The organism is Emticicia sp. C21, assembly GCF_003418935.1.
GTDB lineage: Bacteria > Bacteroidota > Bacteroidia > Cytophagales > Spirosomataceae > Emticicia.
This window is the reverse complement of the sequence record NZ_QVMT01000001.1, coordinates 1-23,046: the sequence shown is the minus strand read 5'-3', so window position 1 is coordinate 23,046 and position 23,046 is coordinate 1. Positions and strand designations below refer to the sequence as shown.

The following is a 23,046-nucleotide window of genomic DNA, read 5'->3' as shown; positions in this document are numbered from 1 at the left end:
CCGAAAAGACAATATTTATCCTGACTCTGTTATGCTTAAAAATAAATCCGCTTATATTTATATACGTAAAAAAAGCCTAAAACGTTGCAAAAATGAATAAAAAAACAGACGTAGCCGCGCTTCGACTCAATTATGTACTCAACGAATTAGTTGAAGAAAATGTTTTAGAAAACCCTATTAAACAATTCGAAAAATGGTTTAATGAGGCCGTAGATGCCAAGGTACTAGAGCCCAATGCTATGCACCTGGCTACCATATCTAACGGCAAGCCGCATGGACGAATTGTATTGCTGAAAGGATTTGATGAGAGTGGATTTACTTTTTTTACGAATTATGAAAGTAATAAAGGAAAAGAGATAGCCGAAGTGCCTTTTGCTTCATTGACTTTTTTCTGGGGAGCAATGGAAAGGCAAGTACGTATTGAGGGTGAAATTGTAAAGACAACTCCCATTGAATCAGACGAATATTTTCAGGTGAGGCCACGTGGCAGCCAGATTGGAGCATGGGTTTCTCATCAATCAAAAGTAGTGACGAGAGAAGAATTAGAAAACAGACAAAAGGAACTGGAAGCAAAGTATGGAGATGGTTTTATTCCCCGTCCACCTTATTGGGGTGGCTATCGGGTAATACCTGAAAGAATAGAATTCTGGCAAGGCCGTCCAAGTCGTTTGCATGACAGAATCCTATTTACAGATACTAATGGAGATTGGAGAATGGAGCGTTTGAGCCCTTGATTTTATAGAGAGGTAGAAATGTTTTGATAAAGAGTTTTAAGAATCAGTTTTAAGATACACATTTATTAGTAGGGGTTCAAAATTTTGAACCCCTACTAATTGCCCTTGGAGTTTCATAGCCTTTGGAGACAAGGCGGTGCCATTGTCTCTACTATTTAATTAAGATATATTCGATAATTTACTTAGTTGTAATTGACCTTTGACTAACCTAAAACTTATTCACTTATATGACCTTCGACTACATTATTATTGGTGCCGGTTCTGCAGGCTGTGTGCTGGCTAATCGTCTTTCAGGAAATCCAAATCATAAAGTTTTGTTGATTGAAGCCGGAGGGCCGGATAAGAAAATGGAAATTCATATTCCGGCCGGCTATGCAAAACTGCATCGGAGTGAGGTTGATTGGGGTTATTGGACAGAGCCACAAGCCCATGTACTGAATCGGAGGTTATATCAGCCGAGAGGAAAAACTTTGGGAGGTTGCAGCTCAACCAATGCCATGGCTTATGTGCGTGGGAATAAAGAAGATTATAATGATTGGGCTGATTTGGGTAATGAAGGCTGGAATTATGAAGAAATATTGCCCTATTTCAAAAAATCGGAACATAACGAGCAAATCAATAATGTTTTTCATGGCAAAGATGGCTTGTTGAATGTGACCTATGCCAAACATTATAAAACGCCTTTTACTGATGCCTTTGTGCAAGGTTGCATTGAGAATGGTTTTAAAGAAAATAAAGATTATAACGGTGATAAGCAAGAAGGAGTTGGACTTCTGCAATTTACTATAAAGGATGCTAAGCGACATAGTGCCGCCACTGCTTTCCTGAAACCCGTCATGAGCCGACCGAACCTGACCGTATATACCCGCACGATAGTAAAACAGGTGCTGATTGAGAATGAAAAGGCTATTGGGGTAGAAGTAATCAGAGGAAAAAACACTACTGAAAAAATCTTAGCCAATAAAGAGGTAATTCTCTCCGCTGGGTCTTTTAATTCTCCACAGTTATTAATGCTTTCAGGTATAGGCGATAAAGATGAACTCAAAAAAGCAGGAATAAGTTGCAAGAAGGAATTACCCGGCGTTGGTAAAAATCTGCAAGACCATTTGTTTATGGGTGTTACGGCATTGTCTCGTCAGCAATTCGGGCAAAACCATTATTTATCTAAATGGAATCAGGCTAAGGCATTAATGCAATATCTTTTTACAAAAAAAGGTATCCTGACAATTGGTCCACTAGAGGCTGCAGCGTTTGGCATGACAGATGATAGCCCAGATAGAGTAGATTATCAGTTTCATTATGCTTCTCTGCAAATTGGGGATGATTATTCGGTTGATATGTATGATATTAATACGTTTCCGCAAAATGATGGTTTTACAATCCTGCCTACTTTATTAAGACCTAGAAGTAGAGGATATGTGGGGTTAAGAAGTAATAATCCACTGGATGCTCCTGTTATTCAACCTAATTTTTTATCTGACGAGCAAGATAGTACTACGCTTATAAAAGCTACCAGAAAAGCTATTGATGTAATCAACTCCAAAGCATTTGAGCCATATAGAGATAGACTCATTACCCCACCTGATTGTAGCTCAGATGAGGCTATTCTGCTTCATATTCAAAAGCAACTGGAAACGGTTTATCATCCGGTAGGTACCTGTAAAATGGGGAATGATGAAATGGCGGTAGTGGATAATCAACTTCGGGTAAAAGGTATAGAAGGCTTAAGGGTAATTGATTCCAGTATTATGCCGACTATTGTATCAGGTAATACGAATGCTCCTGTATATATGATTGCTGAGAAAGGAGCTGATTTGGTGCTCAAATAGATTTCTAATTTTTGATTAAAAACAATGAACAAAGACTTAAAAGCACATTGGGAGAAAGTATATCAAACTAAAAGTTTTGAAGAATTAAGCTGGTTTCAGGAAAAACCTGAAACTTCTATACAATTTTTTGAGAAATTGAATTTGCCTAAAACTGACAGTATTATTGATATGGGATCAGGTGAAAGCCGTTTTGTTGATTATCTGCTTGATAAAGGGTACGAGCATATTACTTTGGTAGATATTTCAGAAGAAGCATTGAGTAAAACTAAAGCTAGATTAGGAGAGAAAGGTAAGTCTGTGAAGTATATCATAGCAGATGCCGGGACATTTAAAGCTATTGAAAAATATGATTTCTGGCATGACAGAGCTACATTTCATTTCCTGACCGAGATTACAGAAATTGAGCATTATACCCAAAATATTTGTCGGTCGCTTAATGCTGGCGCACATTTTCTGATTGGAACATTTGCAGAAGGTGGTCCTAAAAAATGTAGTGGACTGGAGATTACCCAATATTCAGCCGATGATTTAAGCGAAGTATTTGCCCGTTGTCTGACGCAGAAAAAGTCTAACAAAGTAAATCACACAACATCTGATGGAACTGTGCAAAAGTTTACTTTTTGTCTTTTTAAATATGATGGGTAATGGTGGAATTAGCCTTTGATTAAGTCCTGTTAATCAATACTTAATCATATATTGGTAGAGACAACGCACTGCGTTGACTTTTTTATTAAGATTAAGGATAAACCTTTAAGAAATAAGAGAAAAAGGATTTTCTTTACATATATTCTATAGAATCAAATCCAAATTAAATTGCTGAGATGAAGAAAGTATTAAGTTTGCTGCTTATCCTATCTGTTTTTTCAAGCTGTCAACAAAAGCTTACCCGTCCTTTAAAAGGTAATTATCCAACCGATTATACTATAATTTCGGAAAAATCTTCTGACGAGCTATGGAATGATATAATTGCATATTGCTCAGAAAGTGGAATAAAATTAAAAATAATTGATAGAAAAAGTGGATTAATAGTTTCTCAATGGTATAAACTTGGAACTTATACATTTGAGAATCAAGACGGAACACTTCGGGAAAACGGTGCTAATGTGGTTCTGGGCTGTGAAACGCCAGGAAAATTTATAGCAGATTGCCAGCCACCTACCATTATCTGGACTTTTATAAATTTTAAATTAAATGAAAAAAACAATAAAATCTCATTGACTGTTAGATTATCTGATCTAAAGGCATGGTATTCTGAATGGGAATATCTAAAGCAAGTCAAATCTACTGGTTTTTTAGAGAAGCAGATTATTGACAAAATATTTAATGCCCATAATTAACCAAACTACTCGCAGTAATGAAGCAGACATTAATATTTCTAACAATAGTATTTTTGACGTCGGCCTGTCGAATAGACTATATTCCTTTAAAAGGCAATTATCCGAGCGATTATACAGTAGTTTTCGATAAATCTGCTGACCAGGTAATGACAAATATTATTGAGTATTGTCTAAAAAATAACATCTCCTTAAAGGTAATAGATAGAAAAAATGGGCTAATCATGTCCGAACCTTATAGAATCAATACTTTCACGTTTGAAAGCGCTAATGGAATTCCGGAGGATAGTAGTTCTCGTGTAATTGTTGGCCGGGAAAAATTAAAGAATTATTCCTATGAACCTGAACTTGTCTTGACTGATATTATTTTTCAAGTAAAGGAAGAAGAAAACAGAACCTCGATGACTGTAATGCTAGCTAATATGGTGGCTTATATTACTGAAAAAGCGGCCTATACTCATGTGAGGGGATTATGTTTAAAAGAGGTCAGATCTACCGGGTTTTTAGAGAAACAGATCATTGAGAGAATGAAATAATTCTGCTTAATCTATATTAGAGACAAGGTATTATCGCGAGTTAAATCCTTGTCTCTAGCTAAACTCTTTTCAGCTACTTTATCTCATCACTACTAAAATAACCCCTACAAGTATTATCCCCACCAAATGATAAGCCCCACTAATAACACTATATAAGATAGGTCTTGGAATATTTGGATTTATGGCAATATTGGTTGTATTCGCAACCAGATAGCCGAAACCAATCATTAAAGAAAATACTAGTGCATCATTAATGGATTGAATATTAAGCGCATATATTAAGACAGTAGTTACAACTGTAATAACAAGTGTACAGATTGCAGGACCAACTATAAAAATCGGTTTATTTGGCAATGTTTCGTTTTCTTTGCCCAAAGAAATTTTGTAGGGCTTAGGAAAGAGTAAAGTAAACCATAGGGCTCCTAATACAAAATATACGACAAAGGCGATGGCAACGCTAATCCAATTTAAGTTTGCTACTTGATTAATCATAAAATTATGTTTTTAAGTTTATGATGCAAACTTAAATGGCGCGCGCGACAACCATATGTCAAAGGTATTTTGGGTACTAATAATTTTTATCAAAAAATTCCTGTAAGGTCATTTTATGAGGTGAGAATTTTTCAGGAAGTACTTCTAAATGCTTTATTCTATCAAGGCGGAAATATCTAAAGTCTTTTCGGAGTCTGCACCAGGCTATCAATAGCCAGTTATCTGTGGTACTAACTAAGGCAAATGGTTCTATTAATCGCGAGGAAGCTTCGTTAGCTTCATTGGAATATTCAATTCTGGTAAGGCTGAAATTGGTGAGGGCAGATTGCAAATCTGATAAAACATGACTATTTCTTTGCCTATTCAGATTTAAGTCGAACCTGGTTCGCTCAGATAATAAATTGGCCTTGTCTTTATCACTATGTTTAAGCACTGCTTTTATCTTATCTACTGCCTCTATATAATCTATTATAAATGCAGCATCAGGATTTTTCAGAACCAATTGTTCTGCCAATATCAAAGCATTAGCCTGATTTTCTGTAAACATTATGGGTGGCACCCGATAATCTTCCATTAATGAATAACCTCTGCCATCTTCAGTCACAATCGGAACACCCGCTTGCTCTAGTGCTTTAATATCCCTGTAAATTGTACGGGTGCTTACATCGAATTTATGAGCTAGTTCTGCAGCAGTCAAAAGCCGCTTCGTCTGCAACTGTATGAGAGTTGCAGTTAACCTTGAAAGACGTTTGGTATCCTGGCGGCTCATTTTTTAGAATCTTTGTGAGGTGTCTTTTTGAAATTAGATTTATCCTTTTAACCTTTCAGATATCGCTTCCTCAATAAATCCTTCATATACACATTAATACCCCATTGATCAGCCAAAGGCTGTTTAGTATAAGGAAGAGTAGGCAAATAGTTAGGTGGACCAAATTCTGTAAGAATCGTCAACGTATCACCAGACTTTAGTTTATATTCTACTACTTTATCCCACCAGGCCAGATGTGCTTTTACCACACTTTCCCACTCAGGCGCTCGTGGGTCATTTACCTGAGGCCCTTCCTGATGGCCAATTCTTGAATGAATATGATCAACCCTTGCCAAAGCGGCTTGCACAGCTTCGGTTTGGTCTTCCAACAAAGATTCATGCACATTACACCAATGGGATATATCTAAAGTAAGACGCAGGGCAGGGTTCTTCTCTATAAAATTATGCGCAATATGCGCTGCAAAAAGCATTCGCCCACGGTGAGTTTCATGCAGAATTTTGATACCGCTCTTTTGGCTTGCTTCGGTAGTATGGTCTATGAATAATTTGTTTTGCTCGTAAGTAAAATAATCGCGCCCGCTATGACAATTAATGTACAGAGGTTTCTTGACAGATTGGGTAGCTGCATTGATAGCTTTCCTGAAAGTCTCCAGATGATCTTTTGGGTCTTTCTGATAGCCACCACAAAGAAACCCAACTTCTAACTGGTGTTTGTCTAAGGCAGCAAATAATTCCTGTTGGTCTTTCTTTTCGTTCGGCCACCATACTTCTATGCCATCATAATTTTCTTTTCTGGCAGCTTCACAAAAAGCATCGGTGTTCCCAGAGAAGCCCCAGTTAGTAGCCAGCACTTTTAATTTCAGGTCTGCATTAGGTATGGCTTGATAAGGGCTTTGTTGGGCAGCGGTTTGAATAGCATTTAGCATGATTCCTCCTCCGGAGCTTGCGCCTAAAAAATCTCTACGGTTCATAGTAAATATGGTAGCTGTTAAAATAGGCTTGAATTTAATAAAAACAGACGTAAAGTGAAATTATATTTCGACATGCTTCGTGTAAATCAATTTATTCGTTTTTCGGTATAATTCTGGCTGGTCCACCATTATACTATAGAAAAATGGCAATTACCAATTACCAGATTTTTCTACCATTTACCAAAGCTTGCTTGCCACTTATCGGTATGGACTGCCACTTGTCGAGAATTAACTGCCACTTACCGTTTAGTGCTGCCAATTAACCGTCATTTCCTACCATTCACCGAAACTTTCCGCCAGTTTTCCGATATTTCCTGCCACTTGTCGATATAATCTGCCAGTTATCCCCTTAATGCTGTCATTCGTCGCCGTTTAATACCAATTATCTTGCAAATGTCTCCAAAAATACTTTAAATTTGTCAATTCATCGAAAAGGTCCCAAATCCGTCTGAGATTGATGTAATTTTGAATCATCAAACCAAGAGGGAAAAAATAACCCGATAACTATTGAGTAAAAATGAAAAAGATTCTGACAATTGCTATTGTAACAATTTTAACTTCAAGTGCCGCTTTTGCTAACGATGACACTAACAAATCAACTACTTCTGATTCTACTAAAGAATCTTCTAAAGTGGTAATTACAAAAGAGACAATGAAGTTGATCAAGAAAGAAAGAAAGAAAATGGCTAAGATGTTTAAAGAAAAAAATCTTGTTTGCTAATCGAGAATTTGGAGAACGGAACAAGAAAACAAAACAACAAAGCTGAGAGTAAAAGAAAAAGATTAAAGAGAAAGAAGGAGGAAATGGGACAGAAAAACCGAAAAAGGTCGGGTGGGGGAGATAGTGAAGAGAGAAGAAGTTTTGAAGAATAAATGATAAATTTAAAACCAAAAAAGTAAAGAAATAACAACCACTATAGAGTTAATCACTCAATCGCTCATTCACTAAATAAAAAAGCGAAGCACCTCTCGATACCTCGCTCATTCATTTAAACAAAACCTACGAACTCAATTTAATCTGTTACACTAGATAACACACTTTTTGACAATTGATTATCAGGAAAGACTTCACGTCCATTTTTGTTAATGAAGCCACTTTTGCCGAAAAGACTGATTCTTGCCAATCCTTCTGAAAAGTTATAAGCATCGTCATAAATCAACGGAATAACTTCTTGTCCGTTTTTGTCAATATATCCGTATTTTCCATTATTAATAGCTCTTGCATATCCATCTGAATAGCCCCAAAGATTATCATACTTTAGAGGCACAATTTCTTTTCCGGTTTTGTCAATCACACCGAATTTCTTGTTGGCAAACACAATAATCATTCCCTCAGAAACTCCCTGAATAAAATCATAGGTGCTGGCTACTAAATCGCTACCGGTTTTGTCAATTACTTTCCATTTATCTTTGTTACGAACAACTGCCAATCCTTCTGCATAATTATCAACTTCATCATATAAAGCCGGAATTACCTGATTGTTGTTGGCATCTATAAAACCCCATTTTTTAGCATCGTTTTTCACTGCTGCTCTACCTTCCATAAAACTCTTAGCACCCTTGTGCACCATCGGAATCACCTGGTTACCTTTAGCATCAATAAAACCGTATTTTCCAGCAACTGCTACCATAGCCAAGCCTTCAGAGAAACTTTCTACTTTATCAAACTGAGGTTTTACAATAGTATGATTTTTAGTGTCAATTACTCCCCATTTGCCTTCTTGTTTTACAAAAGCAAGGTTTTCTTTGAAATTCAATACTTTATCATAATCAAAAGGAACTTTCACTTTTCCTTTTTTATCAACAAATCCCCATTTGTCGCCTAGTTTAACTGCGGCCAACGATTGAGAGAAATTTTGTACTTCTTCGTATTCAAAAGGTATTACTTCTTTACCTGTTTTATTCATGAATCCCCACTTACCATCTTTACGAATCGCAGCCATATCTTCGGTCATATCATACGCACTTTCATATTTAATATCGGCTACCGGTTTGCCTTGTTTGTCAAGAAAACCAACTTTCTCACCTTTTTCAACGCGGACTACGCCAGATTGATAATCAGTAAAATTTACATCTGCGGGAAGCTGGGTTTTTGGAGTCGTTTGGGCGAAAGCAGTTTGCACAGCTAATAGGGATAAGCCTAAGATCAGACCTTTACCTTTTGTTATGTTCGTTCTCAAAGCCATTGATTTTTATAGAGTTAAAGCGCTATTCACTTAATATCTTGTTTTTATACTAATGCCAAACGCATGCCAATAAGTATAAATAAGCTGTAATGTTAGTAAACGGATACATTTTTTCTGTTTTCCTGATGAAATAATAGAAATCAAGAAAGGAAATACAAAAGCATAGTATACAGTATGGTTGCGTACAAACGAAATGCCAATATTTCGTTCTTACGTATAATATTATTGAGTGGATACAAAATAATTTTTTTAAGGTTTGTGTATTTGTGGCACGGGAGTAACATGTAAGGCTAAAAGGGTCTTCTTTAGTTAAAAGCCTGGAATTTGGTCATTTGAATTCTTGTTCAGGTAGATTTTTTGAGAAGTAAGCATTATACCTATACGGAAGCCTTTTTTATACTTCTTTACACACTATTTTAATCCTAAATTCCTATCTTTGCGAAAATTTGTGGCGGAATTAATCAGGTGAAATTGGTAGAGACTTTAAAAAGTTGTTTAATAAATAAATCACTAACTCACTCAATCACTAATTCACTCATTAACTCCTCCATTTCACTACAATTATTGTTTGCATGAAAATTTCGTATAATTGGTTAAAGAGTCTGATAGAGATTAACGAATCACCGGAGGAAATCGGAAAATTATTGACGGGCACAGGCTTAGAGGTAGAAGGGATTGAAGAAATAGAATCGGTAAAAGGCGGATTAAAAGGCTTTGTAGTAGGGGAAGTGCTTACCTGTGAAACCTTTATGGTAAAAGATAAACAATTGAGCCTGACTACTGTCGATATTGGTGCCGAAACACCTTCAACGATTGTTTGCGGAGCTTCCAATGTACGCGCAGGACAAAAAGTAATTGTAGCTACTCTCGGTACTACCATTTACTTTGCTGATGGGAAATCGTTTACAATTGATAAACGGAAAGTTTATGGTCACGCATCAGAAGGAATGATTTGTGCTGAAGATGAAATCGGTATTGGTACATCCCATGAAGGCATTCTGGTTTTAGATACTGATTTACCTAATGGCACGCCTGCGGCAAAGTATTTCTCATTAGAGCCAGATTTCCAGATTGAAATAGGTTTGACACCTAACCGCGCCGATGCGGCTTCACATTTTGGTGTAGCCCGTGATTTGAAAGCGGTATTAGGTAGAGAAATCAAGTTACCATCGATTGAGAAATTCACTCCAGCCGAACAGAAAACAGAATTCCATGTAATTGTTGAAAATACAGAGGCTTGTCCTCATTTCTGTGGTTTAGAGATTCAGGGTATCACAGTGAACGAATCACCTGAGTGGTTGAAAAAAGCTTTACAATCAATTGGATTGAATCCGATTAATAATATAGTTGATATTACTAACTATGTATGCCATACTTTAGGCCAGCCCATGCACGCATTTGATGCTGACGAAGTAAAAGGCAAAAAGATTGTAGTGCGAGTACCGGAGAAAGGAACGAAGTTCGTCACGCTTGATGGGACAGAAAGAACGCTTTCAGGGCACGACCTGATGGTTTGTAATGCCGAAGAGCCTATGGCGATAGCAGGGGTATTTGGCGGACAAAAATCGGGTATCAAATTAGGTACTGCCAGTGTATTTCTAGAGGTTGCTTATTTCAGCCCGGTATGGGTACGTCGTACTGCTACTTTTCATGGACTAAAAACAGATGCCTCATTCAGATATGAACGTGGCACTGATCCGAACATGCCTCCTTTCGCTATCAGATTAGCTGCTTTATTGATACAAGAATTGGCCGGAGGAACGATTCTCAATGGTGTAATTGACAACTATCCCGCACCCATTGAAAACCTGACTATTACCGTTAAGCACAAAAACATCAACCGTCTGATTGGTAAAAATCTGGAAGACGAATTGATTCATAAAATATTGGAGAGTCTTGACATAAAAGTCTTGAGTGATGATGCGTATGAAATGACTGTAAGCGTGCCGCCATACCGTGTAGATGTAACGAGAGAGGCTGATGTAATTGAAGAGATATTACGTATCTATGGTTTCGATAATATTGAGCTTTCAGAAAACTTGCAGGCTGATTATCTGTCGGGCTTCCCTGATAAAGATGCGGATAAATTGCAGATGCGTGTAATTGAGTTATTAGCAGCTAATGGCTTCAATGAGATTCAGACGCTCTCAATCACAAAGCCTGCTTACAACGAGGCAGTGCAAAGCATTGCCAAAGGTGGACAGGTAACTTTATTGAATCCATTAAGTGAAGAACTTTCAGTGATGCGCCAAAGTTTGTTGTTGACAGGTATGGAATCGGTGGCTTATAATATCAACCGTCGCCAGAAAGATCTGAAATTGTTTGAATTTGGTCGCTCATATTTCACTAAACAAGAAGAAGGACAAGATAAAAAATATAAAGAGAGTAAACATTTGGGGTTATGGCTTACGGGTAATCAACAGAATGAAAGTTGGTTGGCCGCAAATACACCTGTTACTTTCCATGATCTGGCTTTAGCTGTGCAAAAGGTACTAAAAGCCATGAAGGTAACTAAGTTTGATACGCAAGAACTAAGCTCTCCGATTTATCAATATGGGCTTACCTATATTGTTAACAAAAAGCCGGTAGTAAGTTTAGGTTTGGTAAAACCATCGGTGGCTAAACTGGCAGAGGTAAAGCAAGCCGTTTTCTATGCCGATTTCGACTGGGATTTCTTATTGAAACAATATTCTGATAAAGTTGAATACGTAGAGATACCAAAATTCCCGGAAGTGCGTAGAGATTTGTCTTTGGTATTAGACAGTACTACAAGCTTTGACCAAGTATCGGCTATTGCTTATAAAGTTGAAAGAAACTTGTTGAAAGCCGTGAATGTATTTGATATTTATGAAGGAGAGAAATTAGGTGAAGGCAAAAAATCTTACTCAGTTAGTTATACTCTTTTAGACAAAGAAAAAACACTGACCGACGAAAGCATTGATAAAACCATGCAACGCCTGATAGCGGCTTATGAGAAAGAATTGGGAGCGATTATTAGAAAATAAGAATGATCTAGTTATATGAACCACAGAGATGTTTTAGGCACTCTGTGGTTTTTTATTTAGTCTCTACGCTCCTGACACAATTCAACCAATACCCCATTACTACTCTTCGGATGTAGAAAACAAACCAGTTTATTATCGGCTCCCAGTTTTGGTTCTGCATTCAACAAAATAAAACCTTCACCCTCCAGACGCTTCATTTCTGCACGAATATCATCAACTTCAAAGGCAATGTGATGAATACCTTCACCTTTCTTTTCTATAAATTTGGCAATAGCACTATCAGCGTTACTGGCCTCTAATAGTTCAATTTTTGTTTCATTGACCTTAAAGAAAGATGTCAGAACACCTTCACTTTCTACCGATTCAGATTTATAGGGAGGTACATTTAATAGTTTTGAAAACAAGGTGTTGGAAGCCACTATATCTTTCACGGCAATGCCGATGTGTTCAACGTTAGTTAGCATAGAAATTGGTTTTTTATTTGTGACAAATTAGGGATTATTTTGGTAAAGAAAAAAGCTGAGAGGCAAATGAATAATTTGCCGCAATTTGATGTTATTTAAACTATAACTTTCTAATTTTAATGAATAACGATGCATTACAAGTCATAAATACGCTTTTTAATCTCCCGGCTAAAGGAGATGAACAAGATTGGGATATTGAACTGGCAGATAAAGATAGGGTAGAAGAGTTTATCAATGCTATGCATACTAATGATTTTAATAGCTCTGAAAAATATGCAGTTATGGGTTTAATTCTCGGTTCTTATGATGACTATTTGAGATGGGAGATTGATAAAGACAATAGGATATGGTTAAACATTATTAATATCTTAGAAGAAAATCGTGAAATTTATAGCAATATTTTGAATTATTGGGCTCTTTGGCATCATAAGCAGCAAGAATATTTATTTAATATTACTTTTCTCGTAAGAGAATACCGGAAAAATCCCATCTAAGTTAAAGTATTTTAAAGACTTAAAATTGTATGCTTATCTTAGAGCATTGTCTTTTGCCTGAACCACTCAAAAGCACTTGGAGCCCCCATAAATAGCCACAAAGCCAAAATAGGATCACAAATAGCACATCCGGCAGAAGAAGAAGGCGACATAGGTACAATCGGATTACCATACAAATGGTGAAGGACATCATAAAGTGTATGAACTAACCAGCCAAGTGCCAGGAATTTATAATCTTTAAGCCCTTTAAAAGCTAAATAAATCATAATTACACCTAAAGGAAATTCGTAGTAGCCGAGTCCGCCACTCCAATAGGTAGCACCAGCTCCTGCAATAATCAGGGCATTAATAATCTGCCTGTTAGGCTCTTTGACTAACGAGAAAATTGTGATGTACAGACCTGCAATAATTACTGCTCCTATAGCGGTCATCAAAGTAAATTCCTTTGCCATTTTTTAATGTTTTTAATACAAAGGCAAAGGTTCAAATTTATTGACCGATGAGTTAGGACGATTGACGCTATCTTTAGGATTTCTCAATCATTTGAAACCTAAATTACTACCACACTTCCGGATAGGGGTGATAAATCTTATAAATTCCCCAGACAATAGCACCAAGTCCGAAGCAGAATAAGGCAATGGTTTGCCATTTGAAGAAACTTCTGGCATCTATTTGCTCTATAATGGTTTCTGGGAGCATATAAAATCTTCTGATTAGCCAGTATTGAAAACTCAGAAATAAGCCAAAAGCCAGGCTGATAACAATATTGATGCTTAGTCGGCTCAGGATATAATTTTCTGGAGCACCAGTATATAGCTCAAACATGGCATCCGGCGATAGCAATGTGTCTGCAGAAATAAAGGCAGTATTAAGTAACAAAGCAACAAATCCCCAGGCAACAATTTCACAATAAGCAAAAGACATATATAAAATAATTCCTAAAACTGGCTTCATTGGGCTTCACTCGTTTCTTTATATTGTAAACAATCTTTTCTTCTTCTTAGTATATACCTTCTTTATATTTCGTTTGGCATCAGGGTGTTTAGGATTGAGTGCAAGTGTTTGATTGAAATCCTTAATGGCTTCATCAAATTTATTAAGACTTAGCCAGACAAGTCCTCGATTATTATAGGCATCAGCAAAGTCAGGCTCAATCTGAATGGCTGCATCAAAATCCCGGATAGCATCCTCAAAACGTTCAATTGCATTGTAGCTGCTTCCTCTATTATTGTAGAACAATACCAGATCATGACCCGGAAAAGATTTGCTAAGCCCGATTGCCTTACTATAGTCGCTGATGGCGGCTACAGGTAGTCCTTGTTTCTTAAAACAGTTGCCTCTATTATTGTAAGCATTAATAAAGGTTGAGTCAATAGCAATGGCTTGGGTAAAATCGTCTATCGCACATTTACAGCCGTCCATTAAAAGTCGGGTAGTGCCAATATTATAGTATGCCTCAGCATATTTTGAATCAATTCTGATAGCATCATAAAAATCGATTAACGCAAAGTAAAGTTTGCCTTTATTCTTATAGCACATACCCCTATTATTATATGCCTTTGCTTCAGTAGGGTCAAGCATTATAACCTCACTAAACTCATTTATGGCTTCTTTGTATTGGCTAATTTCGAATAGACTTATCCCTTTAAAATAGTGAGCTTCCTTGGTTTTTGGATTCAGCCCGATAGCCTTGTCATAGTCTTTAATCGCTTCTTCATTCTTATTTAAAGCATTGAAACAAACGCCTCTGAATACATACACATGTGCCTGATTAGGATTCAAAAGAATTGCCTGAGTAAAATCTTCAATGGCTTCGGCATAAGATTTAGCATCATATTTCTTTTCACCAGCCTTATAATAGTTCTCGGCAGTTTGGGCTGATGCAGTAGTTGAGATGAATAGTGCAATAAGGATTAAAATAGCACAGCGTGTCATATAGTGTATAGGTAAAATACAAATCTAATTACTTTTTTTATTCAGTTTCTGTTGAGCTTCCTTTAGTCCGCTTTTGGCTTCATCTAAATTCGGGTCAATAATAAGGGCCGTTTTATAATCATTAATGGCTTCTTTGTAGTTTCTCAAATGATTCAATGTATTTCCCCGATTATAGTAATAGTGGGCTTGCCTTGGCGTCATTTCTATGGCTTTGTTAAAATCTTGCAGAGCTTCGTCATAACGACCAATATTGTCTAAACAGACACCTCTGTAATAATAGGCCAAAGAGTTATTAATATTTAAAGCAATGGCTTTATCGAAATCTCTGATGGCTTCCGTATATTTTGTGAAATTCTTGTAACTTATCCCCCTGCTATGATAGGCTTCCACCGCTTTATCTTTTTCAATTTCTATAATCTTACTAAAATCACTAATAGCTTCATTGTAATGGCCTAAAGCGTCCATGCTGATACCTCTTTGGTAATAAGCCTTTGCTGAATTAGGAATCATCTCAATTGCTTTACTAAAGTATATTATTGCCCCTTCATAATCTCCTTTAACCTGTTTCTGTTCTCCGGCTTTATAATATTCTTCAGCCGTTTGAGCATTTAAAGAAGTAAAAGAAAAAAGAAAGAAAATAAGAAAAAACAGATTTTGGCTCATTTAGGCGGAAGTATTATTATAGGTAAATACCTAAGAAAAAATTAATCTTTTTTTAATTGATAATGAGCAAAGCTGACTCTCTGATAAACCAAGTAATTTTACCTGTTTATTACAAATAAAAATACGCAGTAAATTTCAACGAAAAAAGGGTATGCGCAAGAAATTGCACTAAAGAAAAAATTTATGCCGTTTAATCACGAAAAGCGGTATAGTATTTGTCTTATTAATAGCATACAATTACGCAGAAATACGGAAAAGAAGCGCTTATTCCGCGTTCATGAAGAAAGTAGAACTAATACACGATGAATTAACCCGATTGACAATCAGGCTCTATGTCAGAAATAATATTGACAAAGACCGTGCCAATCACACAAGGTACCCACAGCTTTTCATAAAGAGTGATTATCTATAAGAAATTGTTTGTAACTATCTATTCTTACTAAAAAAATAAGTCAGCGTTTAAGAAAACTTAGATGCGTGTTACTGATTTTTATTTCATTAGATACGGTATTAAGTTCCATAACAGGCTTATCACCATCACTCCATTTTGAATTTTTATAGAAAACGGCCATCCATTAAGAACTAAGGTAAAAAACAATCCATTCACTAAAAAAGTGCTTTTGTCCCTGTAATATTAGCGTGTGTGCGCTACTATTCTATTTGAATCATAATTACCCTCAAAATCTTTATTGTTAAAGAGTATGAAAAACGTTATGGATGCCGAAAATTACCATCAATTGCTCGCTGAACTGATTAACGATCATTTGCCCAAGAATCATTCAAGATATAAATTCATGGATGGGTTTTTGAAGTCGGTAAACGACCTGTGCTTCAGGTTCGAACATGAAAAAGAACAGTTGAAAGCTTTAGTACGCCCCAGTGAAAGAAAGTATGCCGAAATCAATCGTAAACTCAAGGAAGAGATTGAGCACAGACAAGAGTCTGTTCAGAAACTTTCAGAGGGCATTAGCAAGCTTGATTTGCCCAAAGATTACAAATTGCCTGATTTTGATGGAGATAACCTTTTTGAACTGGCAGTATTCATCAAAAAGCTGTTGATTTATCAACAAGGAATTGAAATTCAGCTGAGAAAAGCGAAAGAGGATGCCATTAAAGCATCTAATGCCAAGACTGAATTTTTATCAATGATGAGCCACGAGCTCAGAACACCTCTCAACGGCATTGTTGCGATGACCTACCTGATGCAGCAGGAAAATCATAGTGCCGAAATGCTTGAGAATATTAAAATTCTGCAGTTTTCTACCGAAAATCTTAATGTGCTTATCAATGATATTCTTGATTTCAACAAGATTGAAGCAGGTAAGGTTGAGCTGGAAAGTATTGATTTTAATATCAAAGACCTGGTTACAAACATCAAGAAATCGATTGAAGTACATGCGGCTTCTAAAGAAGTAGAAATTGATTTAGAGTATGACGAGAGTATTCCGGAACATTTAATCGGAGACCCACTGCGCCTGAGCCAGATCATGAACAATCTGGTGAATAATGCGGTGAAATTCACTGATCGTGGGCGTATCACAATCAAGGTTCAGTTGAATCATCTTTCCAATGATTCGGCAGCTATTGATGTCTCGGTTAAAGATACAGGTATAGGAATCGCTGAAGAGAATCTGCCAAGAATTTTCGAAAAATTTGCACAGGCCGACAAACAGATCACTCGTCGTTTTGGAGGAACTGGTTTAGGTTTAGGTATTACTAAAAAGTTGCTTGAACTTCATGGTAGTAAAATCCAGGTGGAAAGTCAGGTAGGCAATGGTTCTACTTTCTTCTTTACTATTCATTTGAAAACGGCTGTTCAGCCAAATACGATTGTGAGAAAAGAAGAGGTTTTTGACCAGCATACATTAAAAGGCACCAAGGTACTCTTAGTAGAAGATTACCCGATTAATATAAAAATCGCGACCCGGTTTTTAGAGAAATGGGGAATGCATTACGACACAGCCGCCAACGGACGTATTGCCGTTGAGAAGCTGGCCAAAAATGATTACCAGATTGTATTAATGGATCTTTTAATGCCAGAGATGGATGGTTATACAGCTACCGAAAATATCAGAAAATTCGACAAGAAAACCCCAATTATTGCCCTTACTGCATCGGTTTTAAACACACAGGACAGGGTTTATGAAGTAGGAATGAATGGTTTTGTAACCAAGCCTTTCAATCCCAAAGAATTGTTTCAAAAAATCAACAAGTACGCTTTAAGAGCCTGATAAAGGTTCAGTTACAGTTTTAACCCCCTTAGTATAGAAGAAATTTTACCCTATCAAAAGCCTCATTCTCTTGCAGAATTGAGGCTTTTTTGTTTTAAAAGTGTACTGTACATCGAAAACCATTTTCCCGATTCAATCTAGCTTTCCTCGTCAGAAATCCGTAAATTTGTAGTTTAAGGAGATAAAATTCGTATCAAGTGGCACGTCCGTCTAAAGAAGAATTAATTAAGCAAGCGAAAGAGACCCCTCTCAACCGACAATACAATCAAATCAAGTCTAAGTACCCCGGAGCAATGCTATTGTTTCGAGTGGGTGACTTCTATGAAACATTCGGAGAAGACGCCATTAAGGCTTCAAAAATACTAGGTATTGTACTAACCCGCCGTAATAATGGCGGTGCGCAGGAAGAATTGGCGGGATTCCCACACCACTCACTAGATACTTATTTACCCAAGCTGGTAAGGGCTGGCCAGCGTGTAGCCATCTGCGACCAACTGGAAGACCCGAGCACTGCTAAAGGTATCGTTAGGAGAGGTGTTACCGAGTTGGTTACTCCGGGAGTATCATTCAACGATAACGTACTGAATACCAAGCAGAATAACTATCTGGCATCTATCCACTTTACCAGACCTGATTATTTTGGAGTATCATTTTTAGATGTATCAACCGGAGAGTTTTTGACTACCGAGGGGAACACAGCCTACATTGATAAATTATTGCAAAGTTTTGCTCCGTCTGAAGTCTTGTACTGCAAAAAGCACCGTCACGATTTTCAAGGCACTTTTGGTGATAAATTCAATGAATTTTGTTTTGAAGACTGGGCTTATAAATATGATTTTGCTTATAATCTTCTTACTACTCATTTCAAAACTTCATCGCTGAAAGGTTTCGGGGTTGAAAACCTGACAGAGGGGATTATTGCCGCAGGTGTAATTCTGCGCTATCTATCAGATACAGAGCATAAAGAAATGGCCCATATCTCTCGCCTGACGCGTCTGGACGAAGATAAATATGTTTGGCTGGATAGATTCACTATTCGTAACCTGGAATTGGTTTTTCCTCAGCATGATGGAGGTGTGCCGTTGATTCAGGTATTAGACCATACTATCACACCGATGGGGGCGAGGCTGTTGCGTAAATGGCTGGTATTACCATTAAAAGAGAAGAGCCTGATACAGGAACGATTAGACACTGTAGAGTTTTTTGTGCAGAATGACGAGATGGCTGAGAATCTTTCGCAATTGTTGAAACCAATCGGTGATTTAGAAAGATTGATTTCTAAGGTTGCTGTACGTAGGATTAATCCTCGTGAAATGGTACAACTCAAACGCGCCTTGTCACAAATGCTGCCTATCAAAAAGTTATTGGAGGTGGGTAGTAAAGAGTTTGGCATTTTGCAGAAATATATTACTCAATTAACTGATTGCCAGTATTTAGTTGATAAGATTGAACGAGAAGTACGTGACGAAGCACCTGTGGTTACCAATCAGGGCAATATGATTGAATCGGGGGTTGATGTAGAATTAGACGAATTACATAAAATCGCTTTTTCAGGCAAAGATTTTCTGATTGAAATTCAGAATCGTGAAGCGCAGCGTACGGGTATTCCATCATTGAAAATCTCTTATAACAAAGTATTTGGTTATTATCTCGAAGTATCAAATGCACATAAAAGTAAAGTGCCAACAGAATGGATACGCAAGCAAACGCTGGTAAATGCAGAACGGTACATCACAGAAGAACTCAAAGTATATGAAGAGAAAATCCTGACTGCGGAGACCAAGATTTTTGAGATTGAGCAAAGATTATTCAACGATCTGGTAGCTACCGCAGGAGAGTTTGTAGCACAGATACAACAGAATGCCCGTATTGTTTCGATTCTTGATGCACTGTCTTCTTTTGCCAAAGTTGCCCGCAAAAACAACTATTGCAAGCCAAAGGTTACAGAGAATAAAGTTATTGATATAAAGGATGGCCGTCATGCTGTAATTGAACAACAATTACCTTTGGGAGAAAGCTATGTGCCTAATGATTTGTTTCTGGATGATGAAACTCAACAGATTATTATCATTACAGGCCCGAATATGGCCGGGAAATCGGCTCTGTTGCGTCAGACTGCCATTATTGTACTCATGGCGCAGGTAGGTAGTTTTGTGCCTGCCCAAAGCGCGGAATTAGGCCTGGTTGATAAAATTTTTACTCGTGTAGGGGCAAGCGATAATTTATCCAGAGGGGAATCAACGTTTATGGTAGAAATGACCGAAACCGCAAGTATCCTTAATAACCTAAGCGATAGAAGCTTAATAATTATGGATGAAATTGGGCGTGGGACTAGTACGTATGATGGGGTAAGTATTGCCTGGAGTATTGCGGAGTACCTGCACAATCATCCTAAAAGTAAGCCCTGGACATTGTTTGCCACCCATTACCATGAACTGAATCAGTTAACTGAAGATTTTGCCCGAATTAAAAATTTCAATGTAGCAGTAAAAGAGGTAGATAATAAAGTAGTGTTTTTGCGCAAATTGCAAGAGGGAGGAAGTGAGCATAGCTTTGGTATACACGTTGCACAAATGGCCGGAATGCCACAATCGGTAGTATTAAGAGCCAATGAGATACTTCATCACTTAGAGCAAGACCATATCAAGGAAGATAATAAAGAGAAAATACAGCAAGCGCCTAAAAATAACATTCAATTGAGCTTTTTTGAGCCACAAGATCCTAAACTGGAAGAGTTGAAGAATAAGCTGAAAGCGATAGATGTAAATACTTTATCGCCAATTGAGGCTTTATTAAAATTGAATGAATTGGTGAAATTGTTGTAAAATGATGACTGGCTGTCCGCGACTAGCCGTCCGCGACTAGCCATCCGCTTTGCAATCGTTTGTTTTATGTAAATTGATCTCCAGAATAAAATATACACAGGATAGATTTATTAAATTCAGCCTTAAAAAAAGGTATGACAATTTATCTGTCCTGTTCTTAAAAACTGCTTTCCTTCATATTAAGAAAAAATTATAAAAACCTAAATCCGGAACACTAAACGGAATTTTAGGGTTTTATATAAATAGTAAAATTTTATATATCCACAAAATCTTTTAAAATCTGCAGTGGCGGATTATTTTACATTTTAAACTCTAACTAACTATGGCATCATCTTTCAATATTGATTTCCCCGGCACGTCCAGTCAGTTTGTCGTTACAGCCAATAGTGCCATCACTGAAAAAGGTGGTATTTTCAACGGAGATAATAATAAGGGTACTTTCAGTCTTGATACACCTATTGGTGATATAAAAGGCAGTTATCTGGTGCTTTCAACCCAGGATAGCCCAGAAACCCATATAGAGGTAACTATTACCGATAAGCCTTTTCTGGTTCCCATGAAAAAAATAGAAAGTACTATTGCTCAGTTTCTAACATAAGCATCATTGAATTTTGATAAAAAAAGGGCTGAATAAGCCCTTTTAGTTTATAATGTCTATTCTTCTTTATAATTTATTTCAGTAAAATCTTTTCTATTATTGATTTCTGCTATTCGATCGTTTCTCACATATATCCTTTGCTGATCAATCTCAGCCAGAAAATGATATTTTTCGTCAATCACTCTTTTTAGTTCTGGAATAGTTTCATAACCACAATCTTTACGAACGATAAATGAGCCTTCTTTGGCATGAGTGTCTATAAATACAGGAGCAAGAATCATCTGAAATTGTTTAACATATTCTTGTCTGAAAAGCTTTCGTTGCTTGGCACTATACATCCCCCAATAAGTATGACTCCATCGGATGCCCTGAGTCCGTTTGCTTTCCAGATAATACCTGCCAGATTCTCCCCAGATAACCAGCGGTTCATTAGGTAATGAATATTTAAGGATTTCCTGGCTTATCGGTGAAATAGCCATTGACCTTTTAGTTGGGTTAACAGTGACAAACTCATTTTTGGCGTTAACCGACAAGGTAAAAGATAAGATTACTGTTAATATAGCACCAATGCTCAATTTTCTTAGATGAAGATTAGGCAAACCTAATAGCTCTTTGATAAAATAACCGAATAAAAGACTGGTTGGAAAAACCAGCAGTAACAAATAATGATGAAACATAAAGCCTGGCTTGAAAACAGAAAAAAGACTACTTGCCACAAATACCAGAATAAATAACGAAATCGGAGTAAGCTTGACTTCTTTTTTGTACAGCACTTTATGAGCTATAATAAATATGCTTAAAACCAATATAATTTTTGTGAAGATGTTAAGTGGGTCGCTAAAAGAACGAATAACACCCTCAAGTATCGATACATTACTGCCATAGCCGAGGTTGTTTTTTATATAAAACAGCCAGAAATCATCAAGGAAACCCAAAGAGATACCAGAAGCAACAAGAAGTAGAGGTACACATAGACCGCCTGCAGTAAGCACACCGAAATAAGGACTAAATTGTTGCTTCTTTTTTTGATAAATCAGCCAATAGGTTGTAATTCCTATCATCATAGAAATAGGGGCCGCCTGTAATTTAGCAAACGGAACCATGCCTGCAACAAAACCAAACCAGAAAAGATGCTCTTTTTTTAGCTCTGTATTTTTTGCCATAAGGGCATACAAAAGCCCTATGATACTTAGCAGGAATATAGGGAGATGCTCACTGCCAAAATGAACAAAATCATGGTGTCGGGTTGTGCTAAGAAATGCTACCACACAAAAACTGCTGATAGCTGCGCTGGTCGTGGAGAAAAACTTACGGAGTGTGAAGAAATTCAGAATCAGACTACCTAACATCAGCAATAATCCTACGATTCGAGCGGAAACATAGTCGTAAGGTTGTCTGAAAATTTCACAAAAAGCGGTGATGGCATAAAAACTAAATGGGCCACTGGTACAGCCATCTACCGACTCCCAATAAACGGGATTTTCCGCGAGAGTCATAGCACCAACAATAAATACACTTTCATCAGGATTAAGCGGAATGTTATACACTACAACAGGCAGACGAAAAACAACGAAAGTTACCAGAAAAACAGATAAAAGGACATATGCATACAATTTAAGCTTTTCTGAGGGATTTTTTAGCAAAGGATAAAAGCTTAAAAGCGCAGATGTAACAAGCAGTATATTACAAACTGCCCAATACAATTTGGGTTCTGAGTCAAAGTTTATCATGTGCAGTTTCAGGAAGAATAATGAAAGGGATACTACTAATTTAAATAAAACTTTTTACCGTAGAATAAGTTTTTGATTTTAAATGAAATTTTTTTTATTGAAAGGCGTTATAGAGGATTTTAAATCGGGTTATGTTCTTAAATGTATGATGGCATTTGGTTGAAATAGAAAATGAATATTTTCATCAAAAACCATTGAATAGTTAGCTTCTTTGAAAACTTGGTAGTGCGACGATGAAATCTAGCGATTT

The 23,046-nt window shown here is 37.0% G+C and carries 21 protein-coding genes; 11 read left to right on the top strand and 10 right to left on the bottom strand.

Annotated elements, in window-relative coordinates; all coding sequences use genetic code 11:
- Window positions 1-92 precede the first annotated feature (92 nt).
- The 5 genes from pdxH to D0T08_RS00085 all read left to right on the top strand — a co-directional run bounded on the left by pdxH (window position 93) and on the right by D0T08_RS00085 (window position 4,433).
- Window positions 93-734, top strand: coding sequence for a pyridoxamine 5'-phosphate oxidase (gene pdxH / locus D0T08_RS00105; RefSeq protein ID WP_116980542.1), 642 nt, complete (start codon window positions 93-95; stop codon window positions 732-734).
- Window positions 735-961: 227 nt separating this feature from the next.
- Window positions 962-2,563 carry a GMC family oxidoreductase gene (locus tag D0T08_RS00100; protein WP_116980541.1) on the top strand — a complete coding sequence of 534 codons (1,602 nt, stop codon included), beginning with the start codon at window positions 962-964 and terminating at the stop codon, window positions 2,561-2,563.
- Window positions 2,564-2,587: 24 nt separating this feature from the next.
- Entirely contained in the window at window positions 2,588-3,208 is a 621-nt protein-coding gene (locus D0T08_RS00095; RefSeq protein WP_116980540.1) for a trans-aconitate 2-methyltransferase, read from the top strand.
- A gap of 176 nt (window positions 3,209-3,384) precedes the next feature.
- Window positions 3,385-3,900: a hypothetical protein gene (locus D0T08_RS00090; protein WP_116980539.1), complete on the top strand. Its 516-nt coding sequence runs from the start codon at window positions 3,385-3,387 to the stop codon at window positions 3,898-3,900.
- A 17-nt stretch (window positions 3,901-3,917) separates the two neighbouring features.
- Window positions 3,918-4,433, top strand: coding sequence for a hypothetical protein (locus tag D0T08_RS00085; protein WP_116980538.1), 516 nt, complete (start codon window positions 3,918-3,920; stop codon window positions 4,431-4,433).
- A 78-nt stretch (window positions 4,434-4,511) separates the two neighbouring features.
- Here the strand turns inward: D0T08_RS00085 and D0T08_RS00080 are convergent, their stop codons facing one another.
- The 3 genes from D0T08_RS00080 to D0T08_RS00070 form a co-directional block, all read right to left on the bottom strand.
- On the bottom strand, window positions 4,512-4,925 hold the full coding sequence (locus D0T08_RS00080) for a DUF1761 domain-containing protein (RefSeq protein WP_116980537.1): 414 nt from the start codon (window positions 4,923-4,925) through the stop codon (window positions 4,512-4,514).
- Window positions 4,926-5,001: 76 nt separating this feature from the next.
- Entirely contained in the window at window positions 5,002-5,694 is a 693-nt protein-coding gene (locus D0T08_RS00075; protein ID WP_116980536.1) for a YafY family protein, read from the bottom strand.
- Window positions 5,695-5,741: 47 nt separating this feature from the next.
- On the bottom strand, window positions 5,742-6,665 hold the full coding sequence (locus D0T08_RS00070) for a sugar phosphate isomerase/epimerase (protein ID WP_116980535.1): 924 nt from the start codon (window positions 6,663-6,665) through the stop codon (window positions 5,742-5,744).
- 517 nt (window positions 6,666-7,182) lie between these two features.
- Between D0T08_RS00070 and D0T08_RS00065 the strand changes: the two genes are divergently transcribed.
- Window positions 7,183-7,386, top strand: coding sequence for a hypothetical protein (locus tag D0T08_RS00065; RefSeq protein WP_116980534.1), 204 nt, complete (start codon window positions 7,183-7,185; stop codon window positions 7,384-7,386).
- A 292-nt stretch (window positions 7,387-7,678) separates the two neighbouring features.
- On the opposite strand, the gene D0T08_RS00060 is transcribed toward D0T08_RS00065, so the two are convergent.
- Entirely contained in the window at window positions 7,679-8,845 is a 1,167-nt protein-coding gene (locus D0T08_RS00060; RefSeq protein WP_158561158.1) for a WG repeat-containing protein, read from the bottom strand.
- A gap of 578 nt (window positions 8,846-9,423) precedes the next feature.
- On the opposite strand from D0T08_RS00060, the gene pheT reads away from it, so the two are divergent.
- Window positions 9,424-11,856 carry a phenylalanine--tRNA ligase subunit beta gene (gene pheT, locus D0T08_RS00055; protein WP_116980532.1) on the top strand — a complete coding sequence of 811 codons (2,433 nt, stop codon included), beginning with the start codon at window positions 9,424-9,426 and terminating at the stop codon, window positions 11,854-11,856.
- A gap of 56 nt (window positions 11,857-11,912) precedes the next feature.
- On the opposite strand, the gene mce is transcribed toward pheT, so the two are convergent.
- Window positions 11,913-12,320, bottom strand: coding sequence for a methylmalonyl-CoA epimerase (mce, locus tag D0T08_RS00050; RefSeq protein ID WP_116980531.1), 408 nt, complete (start codon window positions 12,318-12,320; stop codon window positions 11,913-11,915).
- Window positions 12,321-12,439: 119 nt separating this feature from the next.
- On the opposite strand from mce, the gene D0T08_RS00045 reads away from it, so the two are divergent.
- Window positions 12,440-12,814: a hypothetical protein gene (locus D0T08_RS00045; RefSeq protein ID WP_116980530.1), complete on the top strand. Its 375-nt coding sequence runs from the start codon at window positions 12,440-12,442 to the stop codon at window positions 12,812-12,814.
- A 38-nt stretch (window positions 12,815-12,852) separates the two neighbouring features.
- Here D0T08_RS00045 and D0T08_RS00040 read toward each other — a convergent pair whose 3' ends face one another.
- The 4 genes from D0T08_RS00040 to D0T08_RS00025 form a co-directional block, all read right to left on the bottom strand.
- A complete protein-coding gene (locus D0T08_RS00040; protein ID WP_116980529.1) occupies window positions 12,853-13,266 on the bottom strand; it encodes a DUF6010 family protein in 414 nt (137 codons plus the stop codon).
- A gap of 106 nt (window positions 13,267-13,372) precedes the next feature.
- On the bottom strand, window positions 13,373-13,768 hold the full coding sequence (locus D0T08_RS00035) for a hypothetical protein (protein ID WP_116980528.1): 396 nt from the start codon (window positions 13,766-13,768) through the stop codon (window positions 13,373-13,375).
- Window positions 13,769-13,786: 18 nt separating this feature from the next.
- A complete protein-coding gene (locus D0T08_RS00030) occupies window positions 13,787-14,749 on the bottom strand; it encodes a tetratricopeptide repeat protein (protein WP_116980527.1) in 963 nt (320 codons plus the stop codon).
- 24 nt (window positions 14,750-14,773) lie between these two features.
- Entirely contained in the window at window positions 14,774-15,412 is a 639-nt protein-coding gene (locus D0T08_RS00025; RefSeq protein WP_116980526.1) for a tetratricopeptide repeat protein, read from the bottom strand.
- Between the two features lie 701 nt (window positions 15,413-16,113).
- Here D0T08_RS00025 and D0T08_RS00020 point away from each other — a divergent pair.
- The 3 genes from D0T08_RS00020 to D0T08_RS00010 all read left to right on the top strand — a co-directional run bounded on the left by D0T08_RS00020 (window position 16,114) and on the right by D0T08_RS00010 (window position 21,066).
- Window positions 16,114-17,643, top strand: coding sequence for an ATP-binding protein (locus D0T08_RS00020; RefSeq protein WP_229238870.1), 1,530 nt, complete (start codon window positions 16,114-16,116; stop codon window positions 17,641-17,643).
- A gap of 197 nt (window positions 17,644-17,840) precedes the next feature.
- The gene (mutS, locus tag D0T08_RS00015; RefSeq protein WP_116980524.1) at window positions 17,841-20,468 is read left to right on the top strand and encodes a DNA mismatch repair protein MutS; all 2,628 of its coding nucleotides are present in this window, start codon (window positions 17,841-17,843) and stop codon (window positions 20,466-20,468) included.
- Between the two features lie 322 nt (window positions 20,469-20,790).
- Window positions 20,791-21,066, top strand: coding sequence for a hypothetical protein (locus D0T08_RS00010; RefSeq protein ID WP_116980523.1), 276 nt, complete (start codon window positions 20,791-20,793; stop codon window positions 21,064-21,066).
- 56 nt (window positions 21,067-21,122) lie between these two features.
- On the opposite strand, the gene D0T08_RS00005 is transcribed toward D0T08_RS00010, so the two are convergent.
- A complete protein-coding gene (locus tag D0T08_RS00005; RefSeq protein ID WP_116980522.1) occupies window positions 21,123-22,796 on the bottom strand; it encodes a hypothetical protein in 1,674 nt (557 codons plus the stop codon).
- Between the last annotated feature and the right edge of the window lie 250 nt (window positions 22,797-23,046).

What these genes read in the sequence shown, in the direction of transcription:
- pdxH (WP_116980542.1), top strand. Translation starts at nt 93, where the DNA reads ATGAATAAAAAAACAGACGTAGCCGCGCTTCGACTCAATTATGTACTC.
- D0T08_RS00100 (WP_116980541.1), top strand. Translation starts at nt 962, where the DNA reads ATGACCTTCGACTACATTATTATTGGTGCCGGTTCTGCAGGCTGTGTG.
- D0T08_RS00095 (WP_116980540.1), top strand. Translation starts at nt 2,588, where the DNA reads ATGAACAAAGACTTAAAAGCACATTGGGAGAAAGTATATCAAACTAAA.
- D0T08_RS00090 (WP_116980539.1), top strand. Translation starts at nt 3,385, where the DNA reads ATGAAGAAAGTATTAAGTTTGCTGCTTATCCTATCTGTTTTTTCAAGC.
- D0T08_RS00085 (WP_116980538.1), top strand. Translation starts at nt 3,918, where the DNA reads ATGAAGCAGACATTAATATTTCTAACAATAGTATTTTTGACGTCGGCC.
- D0T08_RS00080 (WP_116980537.1), bottom strand. Translation starts at nt 4,925, where the DNA reads ATGATTAATCAAGTAGCAAACTTAAATTGGATTAGCGTTGCCATCGCC.
- D0T08_RS00075 (WP_116980536.1), bottom strand. Translation starts at nt 5,694, where the DNA reads ATGAGCCGCCAGGATACCAAACGTCTTTCAAGGTTAACTGCAACTCTC.
- D0T08_RS00070 (WP_116980535.1), bottom strand. Translation starts at nt 6,665, where the DNA reads ATGAACCGTAGAGATTTTTTAGGCGCAAGCTCCGGAGGAGGAATCATG.
- D0T08_RS00065 (WP_116980534.1), top strand. Translation starts at nt 7,183, where the DNA reads ATGAAAAAGATTCTGACAATTGCTATTGTAACAATTTTAACTTCAAGT.
- pheT (WP_116980532.1), top strand. Translation starts at nt 9,424, where the DNA reads ATGAAAATTTCGTATAATTGGTTAAAGAGTCTGATAGAGATTAACGAA.
- mce (WP_116980531.1), bottom strand. Translation starts at nt 12,320, where the DNA reads ATGCTAACTAACGTTGAACACATCGGCATTGCCGTGAAAGATATAGTG.
- D0T08_RS00045 (WP_116980530.1), top strand. Translation starts at nt 12,440, where the DNA reads ATGAATAACGATGCATTACAAGTCATAAATACGCTTTTTAATCTCCCG.
- D0T08_RS00040 (WP_116980529.1), bottom strand. Translation starts at nt 13,266, where the DNA reads ATGGCAAAGGAATTTACTTTGATGACCGCTATAGGAGCAGTAATTATT.
- D0T08_RS00035 (WP_116980528.1), bottom strand. Translation starts at nt 13,768, where the DNA reads ATGAAGCCAGTTTTAGGAATTATTTTATATATGTCTTTTGCTTATTGT.
- D0T08_RS00030 (WP_116980527.1), bottom strand. Translation starts at nt 14,749, where the DNA reads ATGACACGCTGTGCTATTTTAATCCTTATTGCACTATTCATCTCAACT.
- D0T08_RS00025 (WP_116980526.1), bottom strand. Translation starts at nt 15,412, where the DNA reads ATGAGCCAAAATCTGTTTTTTCTTATTTTCTTTCTTTTTTCTTTTACT.
- D0T08_RS00020 (WP_229238870.1), top strand. Translation starts at nt 16,114, where the DNA reads ATGAAAAACGTTATGGATGCCGAAAATTACCATCAATTGCTCGCTGAA.
- D0T08_RS00010 (WP_116980523.1), top strand. Translation starts at nt 20,791, where the DNA reads ATGGCATCATCTTTCAATATTGATTTCCCCGGCACGTCCAGTCAGTTT.
- D0T08_RS00005 (WP_116980522.1), bottom strand. Translation starts at nt 22,796, where the DNA reads ATGATAAACTTTGACTCAGAACCCAAATTGTATTGGGCAGTTTGTAAT.